Genomic DNA, 22,477 nt, shown 5'->3' with positions numbered 1-22,477 from the left:
TGTAGAAGTTATCAGGTGGAGTCATGAGTAAAATTAACGGATTTGTAGATCGTCGTAAATTCTTAAAATTCGTAGGTTTAAGTACCTTGAGTATGGGTACTTTGACTGCTTGTAATGAAATCATTACTAACCGTTCAGAAATTACAATTCCTGAAAATAATCCTAATCCTAATCCAGTGAGTGCAGAGGAAGCAAAAAGAAGATTAATAGCAGGAAACAGAAGATTTGTTAATCAAAATCGTCAATATCCCAATCAATCAAAAAGACGGTTGCAATCAGTATCTAAAAAACAATATCCCTATGCAGCAATATTAGGATGTGCAGATTCTCGCGTACCCCCAGAAATAATTTTTGATCAAGGATTAGGAGATTTATTTGTCGTGCGTATAGCTGGTAATATTGCCAGTAATGAAACTATTGGGAGTTTAGAATATGCTACTGCTAATTTAGGAACACAATTAATAGTTGTTTTTGGTCATAAAGGATGTGGTGCAGTATCAGCAGCGATTGACAATCAACCAGATGATGGTAAAATTAACTCTGTAGTTGATGGCATTAAGCCAAGTTTGTCTCAACCTCAAAGAACAAGAAGTAATATTAATGATGATAACAATCCAGTGATTAATAATATTGAATACCAAGCTAGGAAATTGCAGAATAGTTCACAAATTATAGATAGATTAATCCGTGATGACAGATTAAAAATTATCGGTGCTTACTATGATATTAATACTGGTAAAGTTAGATTTTTAACTTGATATTTATTCCTCTTTTTTCTTTATCTGCGTTTATCTGCGTTTATCTGCGTTTACAAGCTACCATGAATCTTCAACTCAAAACAAATCATATAGAAATTATCAAAAATCATGCACAAAAAACCTATCCAGATGAATGTTGTGGGCTAATTTTAGGTTATAAAAGTAGTGAATATAAAATTGTAGTAGAAATCATCCCCACAGAAAACGTCTGGAATACAGAAAAAGGCAATTTTACAGAAGACCAAAAACATAGTACCAGCAGAAGATATGCAATATCGCCCCAAGTCATGTTACACACGCAAAAAGCAGCGAGAAACCGTAGCTTAAACATTATTGGCATCTATCATTCCCATCCCGATTATCCCGCCATCCCCTCAGAATGGGATAGAATATATGCTTGGACAGAATACTCTTATGTGATATTATCCGTACAAAATACTCAAGCTAGTGAACTGCAAAGCTGGACTCTTGACGACAACCACCAGTTTCAAGCCGAGACAATTAAACTGATAAAATTAGCAAATTTAAGTTAACATTAATACTCCGCGCTGATTCATACAACTGCTATGCTAAATCCCAATCTGGATGAAATCCAGTTGACGAAAGACGACTACGAACGCTATTCCCGCCACTTAATTTTGCCAGAAGTGGGCATGGAAGGGCAAAAACGCCTAAAAGCCGCCAGTGTATTGTGTATTGGTACTGGTGGACTAGGTTCACCATTGCTGTTATATCTTGCAGCAGCAGGTATAGGCAGAATTGGTATTGTTGATTTTGATGTGGTGGATACCTCTAACCTGCAACGTCAAGTTATTCACGGGACATCCTGGGTAGGTAAACCCAAAATCGAATCAGCAAAAAACCGGATTCATGAAATTAACCCCCATTGTCAGGTTGATTTGTATGAAACCCGTCTGAGTGCAGAAAACGCTTTAGATATTATCCGTCCTTACGATATCGTTGTTGATGGCACTGATAATTTCCCGACGCGGTATTTAGTCAACGACGCTTGCGTATTGTTAGATAAACCCAACGTCTACGGTTCTATCTTCCGTTTTGAAGGACAAGCAACCGTCTTTAACTATGAGGGTGGTCCTAACTATCGTGACTTGTACCCCGAACCACCACCACCAGGAATGGTTCCTTCTTGTGCAGAAGGTGGAGTGCTGGGGATTTTACCGGGAATGATTGGCATTATCCAAGCTACGGAAACAGTGAAAATTATTCTGGGCAATGGTACTACCTTGAGTGGTAGACTTGTGCTTTATAATGCCTTGGATATGAAATTCCGGGAGTTGAAACTGCGTCCTAACCCCATCCGTCCAGTTATTGACAAGCTAATAGATTACGAACAATTCTGTGGTATTCCCCAAGCCCAAGCTGAAGAAGCGAAACAGCAAATGGAAATTCAAGAAATGACTGTGAAGGAGTTGAAGGCGTTATTAGATGGTGGGGCAAAGGATTTTGTGCTGCTAGACGTGCGTAATCCTCATGAGTATGAAATTGCGAGAATTCCTGGTTCTGTGTTAGTGCCTTTACCAGATATTGAAAATGGTGATGGTGTGGCTAAGGTGAAGGAATTACTCAATGGACACCGTTTAATTGCTCATTGTAAAATGGGTGGACGTTCCGCGAAAGCCTTGGCTATCTTGAAGGAAGCGGGGATTACTGGGACAAATGTTAAAGGGGGAATTAATGCTTGGAGTCAAGAAGTGGATGCTTCTGTTCCTCAGTATTAATCATTTTTTTTCAGGATTGTTGATCATGTTTAGCAAAAACCTATAACCATCTCCAGTCCGATGTTAACAGCAAGATACCCGATATTTTAGATGGTTGGGTATCTTGTGATGATGTATCTAGAAGCATCTATTTTATTTATTGATATAATTTATACAAAAAAATCTTTAAAAAATACCAAAATTGTCCGTTACTTATACTTCTTTTAAAGAGTAAGATGTCTAAAGTTTGCACAAACTTCATGAAAAATTTAGCTTATAACAGTTTCCAGCTAGAAGAGGACATCCCGTAATCATAAAACATGGCTTGAGCAGAATGTGGTACTACCCTTGCTGCTTGATTTAGATACTAAAAGACTTTTCGCTTTCCTGCTATCAATAAACAGGGATTGAGGGTAAATTTACTTTCAAAAACTCAACTTGAGCAGTACCTATGGTCACAGCAACTTGCCGAAACAACAATATATTGCATTATGGATACGCTTTCCACAACTAAGTCTAAGATCCTGATTGTAGATGATGATGCCAGTGTCCGTAACCTGATTCAGCGTTTCTTGAGTCGTAAATATGAGATAGAATCAGCCGCGGACGGTAAAACGGCTCTTGTTGCTTTTGAAAAATTAAATCCGGCTTTAGTAATTCTTGATTGGAATTTACCAGATGCAAATGGATATAAACTGTGTCAAGAGATGCAGAGCCGTAATAATGCTTTGGTAATGATGCTTACTAGTCGCAATGATGAAGCTGATAAGATCAAGGTTTTAGCTGCCGGTGCGGATGATTTTTTAACTAAACCATTTAGTTTGGCTGAGGTGGAAGTTAGGGTGGAAGCACTATTAAGGCGTGTTCGCTATATTCAGCCTAGTGTTTCACAACGTCTCACTTTTAATCAGTTGTCTATTAATTCGGAAGCACGGGAGGTTACACTCAATAATAAGGCTTTGCCTTTGACCGCTTTGGAGTTTAATATTTTACATTTTCTGGCTACCCATCCTAGACAAGCATGGAGTCGTACTCAATTAATTCAAAAGATTTGGGGGTGTGATTATGTAGGCGATGGGCGCGTTGTTGATGTGCATATTGGTCAATTACGCAAGAAAATGGAGGCTGATTCTAGTATGCCGGAGTTTATTAAGACGGTACGGGGTTATGGCTATAAGTTTGATCCACCTGAAAATCCCACAGTTTAAATTTGGCGAAATATGATGGTTGTGATGGCTTAACAATTTGCTCAAATCTGGGCTTGATGAGATGATTTAGGTGATTAATCGGTAGATATTGGGGCTAAAGTCTGTCAGGGAGTCGTATCTACTCAAGCCTCGGATAAAACCTTTAATTTTTTGCTTCTATAGGATATTCTCTAGTTGAGGAAAAACTGCACTGTTAGCTTTAAAAAATATATATGCAAATTACTGTAATGACTTTTAACCTCCGCTATGATAAACCAGATCCTGGGGTGCGTCAGTGGAAAAAGCGTGTAGGGGCGATCGCTTCTTTAATTCAACATTACAAACCGGATTTGCTGGGTACACAGGAGGGTAAATCTCATCAACTGGCGGATTTACAGGCGCTCTTACCTGAATATAACATTATTGGGGGCGATCGCACTGGGACAGGAACGGGTGAACATTGTGCAGTTTTCTACAACCCACAATGTCTGAAACTTCAGGAAACACAGGATTTTTATCTCAGTGATACTCCAGAAATTCCTGGTAGCATTACTTGGGGAACTCGTTTACCACGTATGGCTACTTGGGCTAATTTTGAAGTTGCTAATCCTGGTCTATGTTTAACTATATTAAATACCCATCTAGATCACGAAAATGCCAAATCTAGGGAGTTAAGTGCAGCTTTAATTAGTCAACGGTTGGCAGAATTTCCGTTAAAAAACTACTTACTGCTAACGGGGGATTTTAACGCTAATCCTGATACTCTAGAACGGCAAATTTTTCTATCCCCTTTAGCTAATGGCAAACAATTACAAGATCCTTTAGACACTCTGCCTCTAGAACAACAGAAAACTTTTCATAATTTTACGGGTCAAGCCTGGGATGCTATTGATACTATATATTGCGATCGCTGCGCTGACCAAAGGTATCGCTCTTTCTCAGTAGAACAAGTCATTATTGATCGTCAACAGTGGGAAGGGGTGTGGCCTTCTGACCATTTTCCAGTGATTGTAAAATTAACAATTGAAGTTTTAGCAGATATTGCTGAAAATGCATTGAATCTATGCTTTGACTGATTTTTCAGCAGCATTAATTAGTATTTCATCCATCCAGGAATTGATACTTTTTCCAGCTTTTTTAGCTGCAATAAAAATTTTTCTGTGATGTTCTGGAGTAGTTCTAAAGAGTAATAAAATCCATATTTCTTCTAAACCAATGTCATAACTTTACTATATTCTTCCTGATGACTTTGCAAAGCATCCCAAACATCAACCTTTTGCTGAAGATTTAACCACAATCTCGGTCCATTACCTAAAGCTTTACCCAGACGAATTGCCATATCTACAGTAATTGATTTTTCACCATTAATAATTTCCTGAATGCTTTGATTAGATACTCCTAAAATTTGGGCAAAATCGTGATAATTAATTTCTAAATCATCTAAAATATCTGCAATTACTTCACCTGGATGTATTGGTCTTGCTAATCTAGCATCAGTAATATTTTGCCAATTATTCATAATTAATACTCCTTGATAATTTGGTGAAATTTATTTAACGATGTTCCACTATTTACTACTATATTAACACAACATTAATGGTAATCTTCTAAATTGACATCATAAGCATCACCATCTTCAAATTTAAAAGTTATTCGCCAGTTTCCTGATACCTTAATAGACCAAGTTACTTTTTTATCTCCTTTTAATTCATGTAAATCATAACCGGGTAATCTTATATCATCTACCATTAAAGCTGAGTCTATAACTTCTAATCTAATTCTAATTTTCTTTTCTAGGTTTGCTGGAACTCCTTTATTAAAATTTTCTCTGAATAGATTTTCTAAGGATTTATTTTTAAATGTTTGTATCATTTATCTTTGAATTTTATATCATTGTATGAATTATACAAAATTTCTACTTACAGTTACGAGATCGCACTTCCCCACACCCTCAAACGTGAACTGACAAGTTAGCACTTGCGCTATCGTACCATCCCACACCCCAAACAGCGATATCTTCGGACAGCTATCTCTATTCCTTCGGAACGCTATCACATTAAATATTTGACAAAAATTGACAATATTTGCCATAATTAAATAATCAGAAAAATCAATACTTGTTAGCTATGACTACAGTAAATATTTCTCTTCCCGATTCTATGCGGGACTTTATCAATGAACAAGTTGAAAAAGGTGGTTACAGTACAACTAGCGAATACATTCGATACTTGATTCGTCAAGACTTAGAAAAAGCACGACAATCACAAATAGAAAAATTACTATTAGAAGGATTAGATAGCGGTGAGGCCATTGAGATTACGGATGAATGGTGGGAACAAAAACGTAGCCAACTTCTTGAAAGAATTCGCAAATCATAGCAATGACTAGACGAATTGTAATTAGACCAAAGGCTAGTACCGCAAGGCGGAAGTCAAAAGTCAAAAGTCAAAATGAAGACAGCATAGGCTTTTGGAGGATTTAGAATGGTTGGTTTATTTACGCCGTTTTGTACTAGTGCTGATCTTGATGAACAGTTTGCTTATATCGCAGATAATAATTTTGATGCAGCATTGAGTTTTTTTGATGCTACTAGGCAGACTTTTTCACAAATAGCACAACTACCGGGCATTGGTACGGTTTATAATAATAGGAATCCGCGTCTAGAGGGTTTACGGAAGTGGGCAGTTAAAGGATTTGAAAAGCATCTAATTTTTTATTTGCAAAGGGATGAGTATATTGAAATTGTTCGGTTAATTCATTCTGCACGGGATATTTCACAGATATTAGCAGAAGAAGAATAGTTATATTTATCCAATACGCGATACCTTCGGTAAGCTTCGCTAACGCTCTCCCAACATCCCAAACAGGGAACTGCTTGCAGCAGCGCTAGTTCCCTCCGGGACGCTCCGCGAACGCGATCGCTCTCCCAACATCCCTAAAACAGCGATCTGCTGAAAGCAGCAGCGCTTCGCTATCGCCTCAATTCATCACCAGAATAAAAAATGATAAGATACTAATAAGATTTTAGGCGTTGCTGAATCGAGGTATGAAATTTCCAAATTGAACCTTTAAAAATCTTACCTTTGCGTCTTTGCGCCTTTGCGTGAGACTAAAATTCATACCCTTAATCAGCAACGCCAGATTTTATTCATATTAGAAACTTGTCAACCACCCATCACTTCCCTTCGGGTAAGTGAGGGCTTGTAAAAGCCTAGTTGGACTCAGTTCTTAACCGAACTACGTTAGAGGTAAGAGTTAAAGACCTACCAGGGGATGCGTAGCTAGTTCCCTGCTCTAGAACTTCAAAGTTAAACAGGCTTAAGGGTTAAACCAGTGCTTTTAAGATAGTTACCGACCTCTAACATTGTCAAAGCTAACATTACCCCAGAAATGGGAGGCTCTTCGGAGCAAAATATTATGTCCAAAGTATTTGTTTTAGACACTGAAAAAAGGCCACTAGACTCACAAAAAGGACGGTTACGAATATGGAAAATCAAAGATTTGTTAATTGCTCAACTGTCCCTCTCATTGTTTGTGCTGGCGCACAAAATTACTCAAGGGACGTTTCACAATTAACCCTCCATTCCTCCGATCACCAAACTGAGTACAGTTTTGGTGGGGGTCTCCTGGAGGTTTAGATGAATGTGAGTTTTCCGATACCAAAAGAACTTGAGTCTTATCTTGAGGTTCAGCTTCAATCTGGCAATTATGATACTGTAGCGGACTATTTTTTGATGTTGTTGCAGCAGGATCAACGGCGTAAGGATGCTCAAGCAAAATTAGCTAGTTTGTTGCAAGAAGGTTTGGACTCAGAAGCAGAACCTGTAACTCCTGAATATTGGCAAGATTTGCGCCGATCAATCTTTGGTAAGGCGCAGTAGTGAGTATGGCTTTCCAGGTAATTGTTCGCAATCGTGCTACCCAGGATATTAGACAACAAGCAAATTATATTTTGGTCAATGACAATCGGGAATCAGGGGAGAAGTTTTTGGAGTTTGTTGAGTCTGCTTTTGCTCAATTGGCAATAACCCCCAATATGGGTAAGGTTGTGTTGTCTTTGTCTGATATGGGAACAATTCGTCAGTGGCGGATTAAGAATTTTAAGGACTATTTGATTTTTTATAAAGTCCAAGAGGAACAAGTGGAGGTTCTACGGGTTTTGCATGGAGCGAGAGATTTAGAGGATTTATTGCCATTCTTAGATGAGGAAGTTTAATTTTTTGATTGCACCCTCCCCACATTCTCAAGAAGCGAAATGCTTGCAGCAGTGCTAGTTCCCTCCGGGACGCTCCGCGAACGCTATCGCTCTCCCACATTCCCAAAACAGCTATATCTTCCCTTGACAAAGTATTTTCATATAATTAACATGAAATTATCAAATAATTTATTGAAATTATGATTTTTAGCTTAAGCGATATTTACCCCTTATCAGAGTTTCAGCGAGGAGCAAAGATGTTTCTGGATAAGTTAAAAGAAACTAAATCTCCTATTGTGCTGACTGTGAATGGTAAAGCTGCTGCTGTGGTTCAAGATGCTGAAAGTTATCAAAAAATGATTGATAGACTGGAATTACTGGAATCTGTTGCCAAGATACGTCAAAGTATAAATGAGTTTGAACAAGGTGAGGGTATGCCATTAAATCAAGCATTTGCAGAATTTAAGGAAAAGTATGGCATACCGGATTGAGATTTTACTTAGTGCTATTGCTGATATTGAGAGTATTTTCCTGTGGATAAAAGAGGATTAAAAAATGTATGTCTAATTATCAAGAATTGTTAGAGCAAGCTAAAAATCTGACTCCTGAAGAACAGCTTAAATTAGTTGAAAATTTATCTATCTTAATTCGTCAACAATTGAAAATGACATCAAAACCAAAACGTAATATTTTAGAATTGCGTGGTTTAGGCAAGGAAATTTGGGGAAATATTGACGCTCAGGAATATGTCAATCGGGAGCGTGATTCATGGAATGGTTAAATAAATTACAGGGTAAAATTATAGGTTTAGATACTGCACCGCTAATTTATTTTATAGAAGAAAGTCCTAGTTATTTAGAAGTTACAGATGCTTTTTTTACAGCAATATATAGAGGTGAGTTTAGTGTTGTTACGTCAGTTTTAACTATATCAGAAGTATTAGTTTATCCTTTACGTGCAGGAAATACAATATTGGCTCAACAATATCGTGATATTCTTTTCAATTCTCAAGGTTTAACAACTATTGAAGTTTTACCAGATATTGCTGAAAATGCAGCTAGATTAAGAGCAGATTACAATTTAAGAACACCGGATGCTATTCAAATGTCCACTGCTATTTATGGTGGTGCGTCTTTTTTCTTAACAAATGATATTCGTTTACCTTCTTTACCAGGGTTAACAGTATTGGTTTTAAATCAATTGATAAGTTAAGTGCTTTGAAATACAGCGATTCCTAGGTCGCGCTTCGCTATCGCACCCTCCAAAACCCCAAACAGCGAACTGCTTGCAGCAGCGCTAGTTCCCTCCGGGACGCTCCGCGAACGCTATCGCTCATCCCCACATATCCAAACAGCGAACTGCTTGCAGCAGCGCTTGCGCTATCGCTCTCCCAATATCCCCAAAAAGCGAAATGCTTGCAGCAGCGCTAGTTCTCTCCGGGACGCTCCGCGAACGCTATCGCACTCTCAACACCCCCAAAACTAAAACAGCGATCGCAAGCATCCCCACATCCCAAACAGCGATTGCTTATCTATAGTGTATAGTTAAAGTAATAACATCAGCTAAATTAGCTCATGGTAAAAATTATGTTGCAAGCAATTGAAGGAATTTATAAAGATGGTAAAGTAGAACTTAAAGAATTACCATCTGATATTTCAGAAAGTCTGGTTATTGTCACTTTTTTAAAGTGGGAAAAAAATCACCCAAAAAATAAAATAATGAAGTTTGGTATGTTTTCTGGTAATAACCAGTCAACAGAAGCGGATTTTGAAGTTGCTGAATTTCATGGGGATAGTGAGGACAGTTTAGACTGGTCATAATAAATTATGAAATATGTCCTAGATACTCATGCTTTAATCTGGTTTCTTGAAGGTAATTTAAAGTTAGGTGCAAATGCTAAAGCCATCCTTTGTGATCCTAATTCACAGTTAGTTATTCCTGCGACTACTCTAGCTGAGGCTGTTTGGATTGTAGAAAGAGGTAGAACATCTATTCCTGCTCCTAAAGATGTAATTTTAGCAGTAGAAGCTGATCCTCGTGTGGTAATTTATCCCCTTGATCAAGATGTTATTGAAATGACTATGAGCTTATATTCTATTAATGAAATGCACGATAGACAAATTGCGGCAACTGCATTAGTTTTAGCTAGTAAAGGTGAAGTTGTACGGTTATTGACGTGCGATAAAAATATAACTACGTCGGGTTTAGTTGCTATTGTTTGGTAGTTTGTAAATGAAGTCTATTTTAGCGATCGCACATCCTCTACATCCTCAAAAAGCGAACTGCTTGCAGCAGCGCTTCGCTATCGCATCCCCACATCCCAAAAGCGATTCCTGCGGAGCGCTTCGCTATCGCACTCCCAACATCCTCAAAAAGCGAACTGCTTGCAGCAGCGCTTCGCTATCGCACTCCCACACCCCAACAGTGATCGCACTCCCACACCCCAAAAGCGATTCCTGCGGAGCGCTTCGCTATCGCACCCCCACACCCCCAAACAGCGATTCCTGCGGAGCGCTTCGCTATCGCACTCCCCAAACCTCCAAACAGTGATCGCACCCCACATCCCCAAAAGCGATCGCAATTGCATAGTATTTTTGTACCTATTAAGATTTTACACCAACAATCAAATACAATTTCCGTAGATATGACAGTTTAGGGGGTAATTTTGGGTAATACTAAGAAAGCTCAATAAGTTAAATATAGCTTTGTATGTCTACTGAATTAACTGCTGAAACTTTAATCCCACTTTCTGTCCAAGAACGGAAAGCACTAATTTTGCATCATGCTTCATTAATTGATGTGACTCACATCGCAGATGAAGATTTACACATAGCATATAAATATGGAATAATTATTTCCTCAATAGCACCAGCTTACTTTCAATATCAAATTGCACAAGACAAGCAGAATAGATCTGTTTTAGAATTAGATAGACAATCTCAGTTAATTAGTAGTAAAACTGAAAAATTTGCAGACGATTTTATTGAGTGGTTAAAACTTGACTTTGAAAAGAAAAATTCAATAATTAAGGATCATCCTAACCCATCCAATCTTTTTGAACTCTGTGGAGCTAAATTGCTAGTTACTAGCAACTCAGTGACAAGAAGTCTGAGTACAACAATGGGAAGTCTCTGGGAAAAGATATCTGATATTAGTCCTTATATTATTAACCCAGAATTTGAATTTGGAATTAAAATTACTGGAATTGATATTCTACTCTTTTCGGAAGAAACAGTTAAGTTTGCACAACTAAAAACCCTAAAAGGAACATTGACTGGTTCGCAAGTACCAAGAGCAAAAAAAGAATTAAGCATTCATAAAAACTCTTTGTTTATAGCAGCTTTTGATTTAGGTAAATGGACTTTTTCAAATAGAAGTAACATTCCTCGTATTGCTGGTAAACCATTTTGGAATATGATTTGCATGGATTATGATCTAGTTGAAAATCATATCCGAGATATGTTACAGAAAATTGATCAAGCATTTGCTGAATTAGCCACAAAATAAATAGTTACCAAATCTATAGAGAAAAAAGTGAAAGTTGTTCAGATATCTCTTTACCTTTTGCTTTGTTTCCTTGAATTAAGTTGAAAAGATAACTCCCAAGTTCTTTCGCAAGTAATACCGGAACTGCATTACCAATTTGTTTGTATTTAGAACTGACAGAACCATAAAAAATCCAATCATCGGGAAAAGTTTGAATTCTTGCAGATTCACGGACAGTTAAAGAACGTAATTCTACAGGATGACACATATCTGTAGCTTTTTGGTGTGGACTTGTTGTAATTGTTGGAGAAGGTTTATCCCAAGATAATCTTCTATAAAAACCCACTTTTCCACCTCCCGAATTATAAGCACCTCCCATAGCTTCTTGTTTTAATTCTTCTGGTAAATGCTTCCAGTTTTGTCCAGCTTCCAATAATCTTAAATATTTTAAGCGACTTTCTGGATAAGCCATAAATTCTTGTTCTGTATCAACTAAATCTGTTATAGCATCTTCTAAAGTTCGCCATTTAGGTAAAATTTTACCATCTTTGCAATATTTCGGAATGGGAAATGTAGCAGCTTCACCATCTCTAGAACCAATAAATACTACACGCGATCTATTCTGTGGAACGCCATAATCTGCGGCTTCTAAAAGGTTATAAACGACGTTGTAGCCTATTTCCTTCATTTCTGATAATACTACTTTTAAAGCAGCACCAGCTATTTCATCAACTTCTAAGGGTGGGTAATCTTTTCCTCTTTGGTTAATTGGTCTATGACGAAGTGGAGCAGAAAGCAAACCTTTGACATTTTCCATTAAGAAAAAACGGGGTTGGACTTCTTCAACGATGCGAACAAAGTCCATGAATAAACTACCGCGAGGGTCCATAACTGAACCTCTTTTCCCTGCGGTACTAAATGGCTGACAAGGTGGACCACCAGTTACTAAATCTACTTCTCCTGGTTGTAAAGCACGTCCTAAATTTAAAACCATTCCCCCTTCTTCAAGTAATTCTTGAGAACTGACGTTTTGTATTTCTCTGGGAATAGCACTTTCCTGCAAAAATGGACGATTAAGCGCAATTGTTTTTGTAGCATCACGGTCTTTTTCTACTACACTTACTGTATGAAATCCTGCTTGTTCCATACCCAAATCTAGACCGAAAGCACCTGTAAATAAGGAAATAGAAATAGCTTTACCATCTATCATTCTTGTCGTTCCCCAACAATTACTAAAATCAATAGTTATATAATGAGATGTATAAGGAACTTGCTCATATATGACTAGTTAGATTAAGTGTATCACTTTTTGGAGATAAATAGATTTAATAATTGTAAACATTACCAAATCATCCCCAAATTCAAAACAAAACCCTTTAAAACATCTTCCCCCGAAACCGTAGCAGGAGAATCTAAAACCTCAACCTCCTTACCTGGTCAATTTTCACCTGACAAGATTTACGATTAATTAATATACCCAAACGTACACCATTATCTATATATTCCTTCATCTTTTCCTGTGTAGTTTTCAAACTATCACTAGGAGAAAGTAACTCAATCACAAAATCAGGACATAACGGAGGAAACTTTTCCTTTTCTTCATGAGTTAAATTATTCCATCTTTCCAACTTTATCCAAGCAGCACTAGGAGAACGAATCGCACCATTTGGTAAAATAAAACCGACATCAGAACCAAAAACTACACCTTGTGATTTGTCATCGTTCCAATTTGCTAATTGAGCAGTTAAACCAGAATTAATATTGCCAGTTATACCACCCAATAAAGGCTTTAATATCAGACTACCATCAGCATTACGTTCAATTTTGATTAATTCATTAATTTGACATAATTCAAAAAATTGATCATCAGTTATTTGAATTGATGGAGGTAGATAGAGAGTGATAAAATCCATATTTATTCTACACTAATGTCATAATGTCATAACTTTATTATATTCTTCCTGATGACTTTGCAAAGCATCCCAAACATCAACTTTTTGCTGAAGATTCAACCACAGTCTCGGTCCATTACCTAAAGCTTTACCAAGACGAATAGCAATATCTACAGTAATGGATTTTTCACCATTAATAATTTCTTGAATTGTTTGATGAGATATTCCTAAAACTTCGGCAAAATCGTGATAATTAACTTCTAAATCATCTAAAGTATCTGCAATTACTTCACCTGGATGTATTGGTCTTGCTAATCTCTCATCAGTAATATTTTGCCAATTATTCATAATTAATACTCCTTGAATATTTCAGCCCACAGCATATGCTGACATACATATCTATCATTACTCCCGGTTCGCTCATTTTTTTTGGAGTTCGAGAAATTGCCAAAAAAATAGAAAATCTAGGTTTCGTAATGGTTTTAGCGATTTCCCGAAATTTAGCTTGAACTACCCTCGGTGCTAAAAACTCTATTTTTATGCGAACTGCTTGCAGCAGCGCTTCGCTATCGCCTACGTCATAGTACATTTGAATTACAGGCTAAAACCCCTATTAAATCGTTCAGGTTTTTTCTAACTCAATTTAAAATAGGCGAACCGGGAGTCATTAGACTTCTCCGGTAAAGATTGTAGAGATGTTCCATGGAACGTCTCTACAAGGGGTTCAAACGACGCACATTTAATTTTCGGAGATGTCTATTGTATTGCTTATTCCATAATTACAGTACCAAAAAGCGATTCCTACGGAGCGCTTCGCTATCGCACTTCCCAACATTCCCGAAATAGCGAACTGACAAGTCAGCGCTTGCGCTATCGCACTCCCAACATCCCAAAAGCGATCGCACCCCACATTCCCAAAAGCGAACTGCTTGCAGCAGCGCTTCGCTATCGCTCACAACCCCCTAATTTTAAGTGATCGCAATTTCAACTTACTCCTAAACAGCGATCGCACTCCCACATCCCAAAAGCGATCGCCTTGAGTTATCCCACTATTTTCTCTTAACTGGTATAATCATTCCTATAGTTCACTGTTTAAAGCAACTATGCAAATTAAAGAAATGACGGCGGAACAGTTACAAAACTTAATCCGTAACACAGTAGATGAAATGCTAGATGAATATTTCGGTGATCCTGATGAGGGTAGGGAAATCAAAGAATCATTTAAGCAGAGTTTATTGGAAATCCGGCGTAAACGTCAAGAAGGAAGACCTACTATTCCTCTAGACGAAATTTATAAAAGGTATGGGATAGAAGGTTAAATGAGTTATTCTGTAAGTTTTGAATCAGAGTCTGTCACTGATTTAGATAATTTAGATCAGGTTGTGCGTCTGAGGATTCTGAATAAAATTCAATGGTTAAGTCTCAATTTTGAGCAGATAACTCCTCTATCTCTTACAGGTCAATGGTCAGGTTTTTATAAGTTAAGAGTGGGTGATTATCGAGTTATTTATGAGTTAGATATAGAAGAACAATTAATCATTATCATTAGAATTGGTCATCGTAGGGAAATTTATTAGATCAACATCCCCAAACAGCGAACTGCTTGCAGCAGCGCTAGTTCCCTCCGGGACGCTCCGCGAACGCTATCGCACTCCCAACATCCCCAAACAGCGAACTGCTTGCAGCAGCGCTAGTTCCCTCCGGGACGCTCCGCGAACGCTATCGCACCCCCCACACCCCAAAAGCGAACTGCTTGCAGCAGTGCTTCGCTATCGCATTTCCCACATCCTCAAACAGCGAACTGCTTGCAGCAGCGCTTCGCTATCGCATTCCCACATCCCCAAAAGCGATCGCACTTCCCCTCATTCCCCAACAAGCGATCGCACCCCACACATCACCAAAAGCGATCGCATCCCCACACCCCCAAAAAGCGATCACATCCCCTCATCCCAAAACAGCGATTCCTAGGTCGCGCTTCGCTATCGCACTCCCACATCCCCAAACAGCGATTCCTGCGGAGCGCTTCGCTATCGCACTCCCAACCCCAAAACAGCGAACTGACAAGTCAGCGCTTGCGCTATCGCATTCCCACATCCCCAAAACAGCGATCACATTAGATTAAAGAAAGTTGTGTAATTTCTTCATTGACATTTAATTTACTTTTCGTTACAGACTGAGATGATGTTTTTTGAGTGGTTCTAGGTTTGTTTACTCTAGGTTTTTGAGAAACATATTTATACTTAGAAGGAGAATACAAAATATATCTGACAGGCTTTTCTAATTTTGTAACTTTACCTGATTCTGTTGCTAGTTTAAGCCAATCTTGCAACTGTTTCTTATTAACCGTTTTAAAATGCTCTAAAATATTTTCAAAAGCTAGGGGAGTTTGTAATATTTTTTCTAATTTAGGTAATACCCAATCTTCAAAAATATTATCTTCTTTCTCTTCATCTTCCTTATTTACATTTTTATTTATTTCCGTGTGGCTGGGTAAAATATTTTCATCAATTTCTTTAACAAGATTTACTTCTTGTTGTTTATGTTCTACTATATTTCCATTAGTTTCATCATAAATATTGATTTCTTCTTGTTTATTTTCATAATTTAGCTTTGTATCATCTATAAATGGTAAATCTGAAGTATTTAACTCAAAATTTTCCCTCTTAACTGAATTAATTATATTTTGATTTAATACAATATTTTCAACAGGTTGATTAAAAAGGTAGAAATTAGGAATAGATGGAGTCTTTATAAGTTCTATAAAATTAGCACCTTGTTTTAAATGTTCTCTTAATTCCATTAAAAGACGACCTAAAACATTTGCACCAACTAATTGATTATTTTCAGTTGGTCTTGCACCCCAGAAGTCATCTTTACTAGAGTCTTCTACTATAGATTTATCTCCTGTTTGTAATAATAATTGTCCAAACTTATCCCAATTTTGCACAAGCTTAACTCGTAAACACCAGCGCATGATATTAACTCTTACCTTATCCCAATCTTGTCGAGATTGATCTCGATAAGGTTTACTTTTCATCTTAGCTGTCATGGGACTATTTTGAGCAATAATTAATTTTTGCACTTCAGGAAGATGAGGAAAACGACAAACTTGATATAATGCTTCTGCTGTAAGAATATTGACTCCATTAACTTTTAAATTATAACCTCCAGCCATATTTGACAATCCACCAAAAGCTTCTTTGGTTTTGCGGAAAGTTATACATTCGTTTCTGTTGTAAATTCTTATTTGTGAAGATTGCATGAGTTTACCTCTCAAAACTGGGTAATAGATTAGTTATTAGTAGTACCTGATGATTCATTTCCCTTTCGAGGAAATAAAGGATACCATTTGCTAAAAGGATGACTATGATGATAATTTGTGTCACCCCACCAAAGAACCAAAGGACAGTTATTAGCAATATTTCTGTAGGTAATAAATACTGAACCAAAGCCAAGAGATTCAAAATACTCAAAACCCATAGGTCGCATAGAATCTTTACGTTTCTCTGGTAAAGAAGCTATGTAAGCTCCTTTTCTTAAAAAAGCTGATTCTACAATATTCCTAGCTTCAGGTGTAGAAAATAATGTCTCTTGCTTAGGTACTGTATCAGGACGAAATAATCTTGGATTAACAGATTTTTGGATAGATTTTTCTTTAACTATATCAACAAATTTATTGACTAACTCATCATTCATAAATTCCACTGGCCAGAAAGACTCGTATTTTTCCTTATCCCAAGGTAAATTATTAAATGTCATGTGACTTTTGATTTTTATATGAATATTTTTTTGTGTTGCTTTTGGGATTAGTTTAGTCTCAAGATAACGTCTTGCAGAAGTATGACAACCTAAAAATATTAAATAAACGTAACATGGATTATTCGTATCAGAGATTGAATTATTCAACCAATCTTGCATATCATGCAAAGCTCTATTACCAGAAAATAAACAATCATCTAAATAAATATATAGACGAGATTGTGAAGATGATTGATTAATGCTAATTCCATATTCACGCATGGTTATTTCATTAGCTAATTTCAGTAAATCTTTTTGACTGTCTCCTTTTTTTTGAATATCTAGAAAGTGTCCGTATTGAATAAGTGCTGAAGGATTCTTACCAAAAATTTCCTCAGATGTTAAAATCTCGGTTAGAAAAGATTCAGCCTTAGATTTAGATATATAATATTTACTGAGAAGATGATCCATTTCCGAAAGAATAATTAACTGTTCATCATCATCAAACTGAGATACCCACCTATCAACGTGAGAAGTTGTCATAGGAGGAATTTCACCTAAGCGATAATCACTAATAGTATTAGCTATTGATTCTAGTAAATTTTGCCTATTCATATTTTATGGTTAGATGCTTAAAACTGATTTCGGTAATAATATTTACCACTTTCACCCATTAAAATTGATTAAGGCAGGTATTTTACCTGCCCATGTAATCCTATTCTATACCCTCAATCCGGTTTTCCACCTCCTGATACAACTCTCTCAATCTGTCTAAATTCTCCTCGCTAGTCTCCCAATAACCGCGTCCATTCATTTCCAACAAAGTAGAAACAATCTTGCGGAAAGAATGAGGGTTGAGATTCATCAAACGCTTTTGCATTTCCTCATCTTTGATGAAAGTTTCGTTCGTGTCCTCATAAATCCAATTATCCACAGCGCCAGCAGTCGCACTCCAACCAGTAGTATTTACCAACCGCTTAGAAAGTTCCCGCACACCTTCATAACCGTGAGATAACATCCCCTCATACCATTTGGGATTTAACAACTTCGTCCGCGCATCTAAACGCACAGTTTCCGATAAAGTTCTCACCTGTGCATTCGCTGTAGTTGTATCTGCAATGTAAGAAGATGGTTTCTTCCCATCAGCACGCAGACTTGCAACTAACTTAGTAGGATCAGAGTCAAAATAGTGAGAAACATCTGTTAAACTGATTTCCGAAGAATCGAGATTCTGGAAAGTTGCATCAGCAGTTTTCAAAGTCGTTTCAAAAATCTCCCGCGACTCATCCATAACCCCAGGATTATCAGAATTGAAAGAGAAAGATTTCCGTTTCAAATACATTTCCTGTAACTCAGCTTCACTATCCCAAGTGCTATTCTCCACCGCCAGGTTAATGTTAGAAGAATAAGAACCAGAAGCATTAGAGAAAACGCGAGTTGCAGCTTGACGCAGATTTATGCCCATGTCCTCAGCTTGTTTCAAAGCGTGCTTGCGGACAAAGTTCATTTCCAAAGGTTCATCAGCTTCAGCAGCCATTTTCACACCTTGATCCAGCAAATTCATTTGGTTAATGAACAAGTCACGGAATACACCAGAACAGTTAATGACAACATCAATTCTGGGTCTGCCCAATTCTGACAAAGGTATCAATTCCAACTTGTTCACCCGTCCCAAAGCATCGGCAACCGGACGCACACCAATCATCCACATAATTTGGGCGAGGGATTCACCGTAGGTTTTGATGTTATCTGTACCCCAGAGGACACAGGCGATGGTTTCCGGCCAGTTGCCCTCATTTTCTGATCTGTTCCGTTCCAACAACCTATCAACGACGATTTTTGCAGATTGGACTGCGGCGGAAGTGGGGATAGATTGAGGATCTAAAGCGTGAATATTTTTACCTGTGGGTAATACGTCAGGATTACGGATAGGATCACCACCGGGTCCGGGTAAAATGTATTCACCGGCTAAACCTTGGAGAAGTCCACCCAGTTCGTTATCTGCACAAACTTGTTTTAGACAAAATTCCAAATATTCAAACAGGGGTTTTAACGCAGAGGTGTCAACTTTGGGATAACCTGATTGGTGCAGTGATTCTACCCAAGGTTCTTTTCTGCCCATATTGAAGAAGTTCAACTTGGAAACCGCTATGACTCTACCTTCTGCGTCAATTTGTTCTTGGACTAAAGCTGTGACAGCCGCACGGGTAGCAAGGGTGATATCTTGTAATAGTTGCACATCTGCCAAAATGCCGGCATCGTTGTTTTTGTAGATATCTTCAATGTTGCGTCCCAGACTTCTAGCAATAATTCCGGGTAAACCTAGCAGTTCTTCCTCTTGTCGGTCTAAACTAGCTATATTGACCAAAGTGGCGATCGCTTCTTCGGCACTAGGAGGCTTACCAATCACGTGCAGTCCACAAGGTAACAAGCGCGATTCAATCTCCATCAACCGCCGATAAACGCTACCCACGATGTTATCCCGTTCTTCCGAGGACATATCCTTAGAGTCGGTTTCTGGTAACTCAATATCCTTGTCTAAGTTGACAATGCGGCATTTATCCATGATGGAATTGACAATAGAAACGCCGCGTCCTGTGTCCTTCAAAGTTTGGTAAGAAGCAATTAACTCGCTAAGTTCCTTCAAACCCTTGTATAAACCAGCATTTTCCGCAGGTGGTGTTAGGTAAGAAATAGTTTCTGCATAACTGCGACGTTTGGCAATTGTGGCTTCGCTGGGGTTATTGGCTGCGTAATAATACAGATTCGGAATTGAGCCAATTAGTTGATCTGGGTAACAATCACCAGACATTCCCATTTGCTTACCGGGCATGAATTCCAATGAGCCATGTGTCCCAAAGTGTAACACAGCATCAGCGCCCCAGATCCGTTCTAGATAGGTGTAGTAAGCTGCAAAACCATGATGCGGACTTGCAGAACGGGAGAATAACAACCGCATGGGGTCGCCTTCATAACCAAATGTTGGCTGCACACCAATGAAGACGTTACCAAATTGTTTCCCATAAATCAAGAGATTTTGTCCGTCGCTGTTGAGGTTTCCGGGAGGTGGTCCCCAGTTTTCTTCTAAACGTTGGGAGTAGGGTGTCAGTGCTTCATATTCTGGCACAGACATTTTGTAAGCAACGTTGAGTTCAGGACTGTTGTATTGTGCTTGTGCGTCGTGGATGACTTGTTCTAACAACTCTTGGGGAGTTTCGGGAATGTCCTGCACGTCGTAACCGTTGTTTTTCAGTCCTTTCATGACTTCATGGATAGAACCGAATACATCTAAATATGCGGCTGTACCCACGTTACCTTTGTCGGGAGGGAAGCTGAAAACAGTGATAGCGACTTTTTTGATTAATTTAGGTTTGCGGCGCAGAGTTGCCCATTTTAAGGCGCGTTTGGCGACTATTTCTACCCGGTCTTGGAGGGCGATCGCTTTCCCTGTTGCCCCATCTTTACCTGACAAGATAATAGGCTCAATTGCCCCGTCTAATTCAGGGATAGCAATCTGTAAAGCTACTTGAATGGGATGTAACCCCAAATCGCTATCTAGCCATTCTTCGGTGGTTTGGAAGACCAAAGGCAAAGCCACCATGTAGGGACGATTTAACCGTTTTAAGGCTTCAATAGCTTTCGGATGATCTTGTCTCGCTGGTCCACCCACCAAAGCGAAACCAGTTAAAGAGACTACCGCATCTACTAATTGTAATTTGGTTGTAGGTTCATAGAAGTAAGCTTCTATTGGTTTAGAGAAATCCAAACCACCAGCAAACACAGGCAGAACTTTCGCACCTAATGATTCTAATTCCTGGACAATTGCCACATAATGGGCATCATCACCGGTCACTAGGTGAGTTCTTTGTAAAACCAAACCTACACATGGTGCAAGAGGGTCTTTGAGATTTCGGGAAATATCCCTGCGGACAGAATACCAGTTAAGATATTCTCGCACATCCTCAAACATACTTGGCGCTAAAGGATGCCAAATCCCCATATCGGGATAAACAACTGGTGCTTGGTATTCAGCAGCAGCAAAGCTTTCTTTTTCTGCGCCTTTCAATACGTATTTATCAGCCAGCATCAGTAAAAAGTTTTCCAGGTTTTCCGCTGAACCACCTAGCCAATACTGAAAACTGAGCATGAAGTTTCTCGCGTCTTGTGCTTTTTCCATAGGGAGGAATTTCAGCACTTGGGGAAGAGTCCGCAATAACTTCAACATTCCGTCTTGGAAACCAGCGCCAGATTTTTCTTTGCGCTTTTTCATGAAGTTAGCGATAACGCTCTTGGATTGTCCTAACTGCGCCAAGGAGAAGCTACCCATTTTATTGAGGCGCATAACTTCGGGCATGGAGGGGAAGACAACGGATACATCGAGATTATCACGATGGGGTTCTACTGCGGCAACTACTTTCTGTGCTAAGTCTTCAATAAAAATCAGAGAAGCAATGAATATATTAGCACTGGCTATATCGCGTTGAAATCCTTCAAAGTTTTCAGTTCCCCGCAGTTCTTCAATCAAGTATCCACTGATTTCTATGGCAACGCTGGGATGATTAGCGTTAATTTCCCGTACCGCTTGTGATAATGCACTTTGGTATTGGGATTCTAGCACGACATAGACAACCTTGATTAATTTACGTCCCCGTAAATCATCAGGTGCAATATGTCGAATCGTGGACTTGACTTGGGTAAACATTCAAATAAGCTCCTTTCAAGCGTGTTCTCATGAAGTTCCTCACGGCATAACCGTTTGTAACTTCAATTATTTTCGGCAATAAGAGTTTTTTAGCAGAAAACTCGGATTCTGTGGGGGTTTTGTCCTATATCTGACACAAAATGATATAGAAAACAACATATTTATTCATGAATCTTAACAAAGAATACAGGTTCTCTCACCTGGTTTTAAATTTTGTTTACATACTTGTTTCAGGATCTAGTGCTAGTGGTAGAAAAATAAGTACATACTTCTGTATAATTAAGAGAATATTAAAAATAGTTGTCTTTGTTAGCTTGGTGAGTGCCAAATGAGTGACATCAAGAAAATAGATACCAATGCCTATGTGACAGTACAGGGACAATATGCTGTGGTCAATGAAGGTGCAGGTTACGCAATTATCAACATTCAAACAAAGCAGATAGTTGCTCGTAATATTTCATCTTTCCTTGACTGTGTAAAAACGCTGGAATACATTGTTGGAAAGGGTGAATCCCAAGATCCAATTCAATATTCTACATCTAATGAAAATCAACCTCAGATACAATTAACTAACTTTGGTGTTAAACCAGATGTACAACGACTTATTGAAATCTACGCTCCAGCCACAGTGAGAGTGGAGAAGAAGGTGCATTGGAATCGAAGCCGATACAAGTGCTACGATCTATCTGGTAACTGTCTTGGACGGGTTAAAGGAAAACAAGGAGATCGCTATTGGGAAGACATAAACGGTAATAAACATTACTAAGAGAAACTTTCCTCCCATTTGTCCTGATTTTGTAA

The 22,477-nt window shown here is 38.3% G+C and carries 27 protein-coding genes and 2 pseudogenes; 19 read left to right on the top strand and 10 right to left on the bottom strand.

Annotated features, from left to right (window positions below; translation table 11 throughout):
* Positions 1-23: 23 nt before the first annotated feature.
* From NG743_RS10685 to NG743_RS10665, 5 genes are all read left to right on the top strand, one after another.
* Entirely contained in the window at positions 24-758 is a 735-nt protein-coding gene (locus NG743_RS10685; protein WP_027402795.1) for a carbonic anhydrase, read from the top strand.
* Positions 759-820: 62 nt separating this feature from the next.
* The gene (locus tag NG743_RS10680) at positions 821-1,291 is read left to right on the top strand and encodes a M67 family metallopeptidase (protein ID WP_257121962.1); all 471 of its coding nucleotides are present in this window, start codon (positions 821-823) and stop codon (positions 1,289-1,291) included.
* A 33-nt stretch (positions 1,292-1,324) separates the two neighbouring features.
* A complete protein-coding gene (gene moeB / locus NG743_RS10675) occupies positions 1,325-2,497 on the top strand; it encodes a molybdopterin-synthase adenylyltransferase MoeB (RefSeq protein ID WP_027402793.1) in 1,173 nt (390 codons plus the stop codon).
* Between the two features lie 470 nt (positions 2,498-2,967).
* Entirely contained in the window at positions 2,968-3,684 is a 717-nt protein-coding gene (locus tag NG743_RS10670) for a response regulator transcription factor (RefSeq protein ID WP_027402792.1), read from the top strand.
* Between the two features lie 212 nt (positions 3,685-3,896).
* Positions 3,897-4,739, top strand: a complete 843-nt coding sequence (locus NG743_RS10665; protein WP_193962442.1) for an endonuclease/exonuclease/phosphatase family protein — start codon at positions 3,897-3,899, stop codon at positions 4,737-4,739.
* Here the strand turns inward: NG743_RS10665 and NG743_RS10660 are convergent.
* From NG743_RS10660 to NG743_RS10650, 3 genes and pseudogenes are all read right to left on the bottom strand, one after another.
* A pseudogene (locus tag NG743_RS10660) lies at positions 4,725-4,853 on the bottom strand (toxin-antitoxin system HicB family antitoxin); the annotation flags it as partial. The gene NG743_RS10665 and the pseudogene NG743_RS10660 sit on opposite strands and share 15 nt — an antisense overlap.
* 17 nt (positions 4,854-4,870) lie before the next feature.
* Positions 4,871-5,182 (bottom strand): HigA family addiction module antitoxin, encoded by a 312-nt coding sequence (locus NG743_RS10655; RefSeq protein ID WP_193962441.1) that lies wholly within the window; start codon positions 5,180-5,182, stop codon positions 4,871-4,873.
* 74 nt (positions 5,183-5,256) lie between these two features.
* Complete coding sequence (locus NG743_RS10650) at positions 5,257-5,535, bottom strand: type II toxin-antitoxin system RelE/ParE family toxin (RefSeq protein WP_027402790.1); 279 nt, start codon at positions 5,533-5,535, stop codon at positions 5,257-5,259.
* A gap of 254 nt (positions 5,536-5,789) precedes the next feature.
* On the opposite strand from NG743_RS10650, the gene NG743_RS10645 reads away from it, so the two are divergent.
* The 11 genes from NG743_RS10645 to NG743_RS10595 all read left to right on the top strand — a co-directional run bounded on the left by NG743_RS10645 (position 5,790) and on the right by NG743_RS10595 (position 11,365).
* The gene (locus NG743_RS10645) at positions 5,790-6,041 is read left to right on the top strand and encodes a type II toxin-antitoxin system ParD family antitoxin (RefSeq protein ID WP_027402789.1); all 252 of its coding nucleotides are present in this window, start codon (positions 5,790-5,792) and stop codon (positions 6,039-6,041) included.
* A gap of 105 nt (positions 6,042-6,146) precedes the next feature.
* Entirely contained in the window at positions 6,147-6,464 is a 318-nt protein-coding gene (locus NG743_RS10640; RefSeq protein WP_027402788.1) for a type II toxin-antitoxin system RelE/ParE family toxin, read from the top strand.
* An 837-nt stretch (positions 6,465-7,301) separates the two neighbouring features.
* Positions 7,302-7,544: a ribbon-helix-helix domain-containing protein gene (locus tag NG743_RS10635; protein ID WP_027402786.1), complete on the top strand. Its 243-nt coding sequence runs from the start codon at positions 7,302-7,304 to the stop codon at positions 7,542-7,544.
* Positions 7,545-7,549: 5 nt separating this feature from the next.
* Entirely contained in the window at positions 7,550-7,879 is a 330-nt protein-coding gene (locus tag NG743_RS10630; protein ID WP_257121961.1) for a type II toxin-antitoxin system RelE/ParE family toxin, read from the top strand.
* Positions 7,880-8,058: 179 nt separating this feature from the next.
* Entirely contained in the window at positions 8,059-8,349 is a 291-nt protein-coding gene (locus NG743_RS10625; protein WP_035082482.1) for a type II toxin-antitoxin system Phd/YefM family antitoxin, read from the top strand.
* A gap of 68 nt (positions 8,350-8,417) precedes the next feature.
* A complete protein-coding gene (locus NG743_RS10620; protein ID WP_027402783.1) occupies positions 8,418-8,639 on the top strand; it encodes a hypothetical protein in 222 nt (73 codons plus the stop codon).
* Complete coding sequence (locus NG743_RS10615; protein WP_027402782.1) at positions 8,627-9,070, top strand: type II toxin-antitoxin system VapC family toxin; 444 nt, start codon at positions 8,627-8,629, stop codon at positions 9,068-9,070. Before NG743_RS10620 ends, NG743_RS10615 begins: the two co-directional genes overlap by 13 nt.
* 199 nt (positions 9,071-9,269) lie before the next feature.
* Positions 9,270-9,395 carry a hypothetical protein gene (locus NG743_RS10610; RefSeq protein WP_255549954.1) on the top strand — a complete coding sequence of 42 codons (126 nt, stop codon included), beginning with the start codon at positions 9,270-9,272 and terminating at the stop codon, positions 9,393-9,395.
* A 49-nt stretch (positions 9,396-9,444) separates the two neighbouring features.
* Positions 9,445-9,678 (top strand): hypothetical protein, encoded by a 234-nt coding sequence (locus tag NG743_RS10605; protein WP_027402781.1) that lies wholly within the window; start codon positions 9,445-9,447, stop codon positions 9,676-9,678.
* 6 nt (positions 9,679-9,684) lie between these two features.
* Complete coding sequence (locus tag NG743_RS10600) at positions 9,685-10,083, top strand: type II toxin-antitoxin system VapC family toxin (protein ID WP_257121960.1); 399 nt, start codon at positions 9,685-9,687, stop codon at positions 10,081-10,083.
* A 484-nt stretch (positions 10,084-10,567) separates the two neighbouring features.
* The gene (locus NG743_RS10595) at positions 10,568-11,365 is read left to right on the top strand and encodes a hypothetical protein (protein WP_257121959.1); all 798 of its coding nucleotides are present in this window, start codon (positions 10,568-10,570) and stop codon (positions 11,363-11,365) included.
* A 13-nt stretch (positions 11,366-11,378) separates the two neighbouring features.
* Here NG743_RS10595 and NG743_RS10590 read toward each other — a convergent pair whose 3' ends face one another.
* The 4 genes and pseudogenes from NG743_RS10590 to NG743_RS10575 all read right to left on the bottom strand — a co-directional run bounded on the left by NG743_RS10590 (position 11,379) and on the right by NG743_RS10575 (position 13,825).
* Positions 11,379-12,554: a DNA cytosine methyltransferase gene (locus NG743_RS10590; protein WP_257121958.1), complete on the bottom strand. Its 1,176-nt coding sequence runs from the start codon at positions 12,552-12,554 to the stop codon at positions 11,379-11,381.
* Positions 12,555-12,685: 131 nt separating this feature from the next.
* Positions 12,686-13,257 (bottom strand): annotated as a pseudogene (locus NG743_RS10585) (Uma2 family endonuclease).
* 18 nt (positions 13,258-13,275) lie between these two features.
* Positions 13,276-13,584 (bottom strand): HigA family addiction module antitoxin, encoded by a 309-nt coding sequence (locus NG743_RS10580; RefSeq protein ID WP_168695913.1) that lies wholly within the window; start codon positions 13,582-13,584, stop codon positions 13,276-13,278.
* Positions 13,577-13,825 carry a hypothetical protein gene (locus tag NG743_RS10575; protein ID WP_168465059.1) on the bottom strand — a complete coding sequence of 83 codons (249 nt, stop codon included), beginning with the start codon at positions 13,823-13,825 and terminating at the stop codon, positions 13,577-13,579. The genes NG743_RS10580 and NG743_RS10575 overlap by 8 nt, the downstream gene beginning before the upstream one ends.
* 514 nt (positions 13,826-14,339) lie before the next feature.
* Here NG743_RS10575 and NG743_RS10570 point away from each other — a divergent pair.
* Positions 14,340-14,555, top strand: a complete 216-nt coding sequence (locus tag NG743_RS10570; protein WP_027402775.1) for a hypothetical protein — start codon at positions 14,340-14,342, stop codon at positions 14,553-14,555.
* Complete coding sequence (locus tag NG743_RS10565; RefSeq protein WP_257121957.1) at positions 14,556-14,813, top strand: type II toxin-antitoxin system RelE family toxin; 258 nt, start codon at positions 14,556-14,558, stop codon at positions 14,811-14,813.
* A 536-nt stretch (positions 14,814-15,349) separates the two neighbouring features.
* Here NG743_RS10565 and NG743_RS10560 read toward each other — a convergent pair.
* From NG743_RS10560 to NG743_RS10550, 3 genes are all read right to left on the bottom strand, one after another.
* A complete protein-coding gene (locus NG743_RS10560; protein WP_071992804.1) occupies positions 15,350-16,498 on the bottom strand; it encodes an NADAR family anti-phage protein in 1,149 nt (382 codons plus the stop codon).
* A 29-nt stretch (positions 16,499-16,527) separates the two neighbouring features.
* The gene (locus NG743_RS10555) at positions 16,528-17,589 is read right to left on the bottom strand and encodes a phosphoribosyltransferase-like anti-phage protein (RefSeq protein WP_027402772.1); all 1,062 of its coding nucleotides are present in this window, start codon (positions 17,587-17,589) and stop codon (positions 16,528-16,530) included.
* A gap of 100 nt (positions 17,590-17,689) precedes the next feature.
* A complete protein-coding gene (locus NG743_RS10550) occupies positions 17,690-21,676 on the bottom strand; it encodes a magnesium chelatase subunit H (protein WP_193963815.1) in 3,987 nt (1,328 codons plus the stop codon).
* A gap of 328 nt (positions 21,677-22,004) precedes the next feature.
* Here NG743_RS10550 and NG743_RS10545 point away from each other — a divergent pair, with 328 nt between their 5' ends.
* A complete protein-coding gene (locus NG743_RS10545; protein ID WP_193963814.1) occupies positions 22,005-22,442 on the top strand; it encodes a hypothetical protein in 438 nt (145 codons plus the stop codon).
* The last annotated feature ends 35 nt before the right edge of the window (positions 22,443-22,477 follow it).

Origin of the sequence: Dolichospermum heterosporum TAC447 (genome assembly GCF_024584745.1) — a bacterium.
GTDB classification, from domain to species: Bacteria; Cyanobacteriota; Cyanobacteriia; order Cyanobacteriales; family Nostocaceae; genus Dolichospermum; species Dolichospermum heterosporum.
This window is presented reverse-complemented; position numbering and strand designations above follow the sequence as displayed.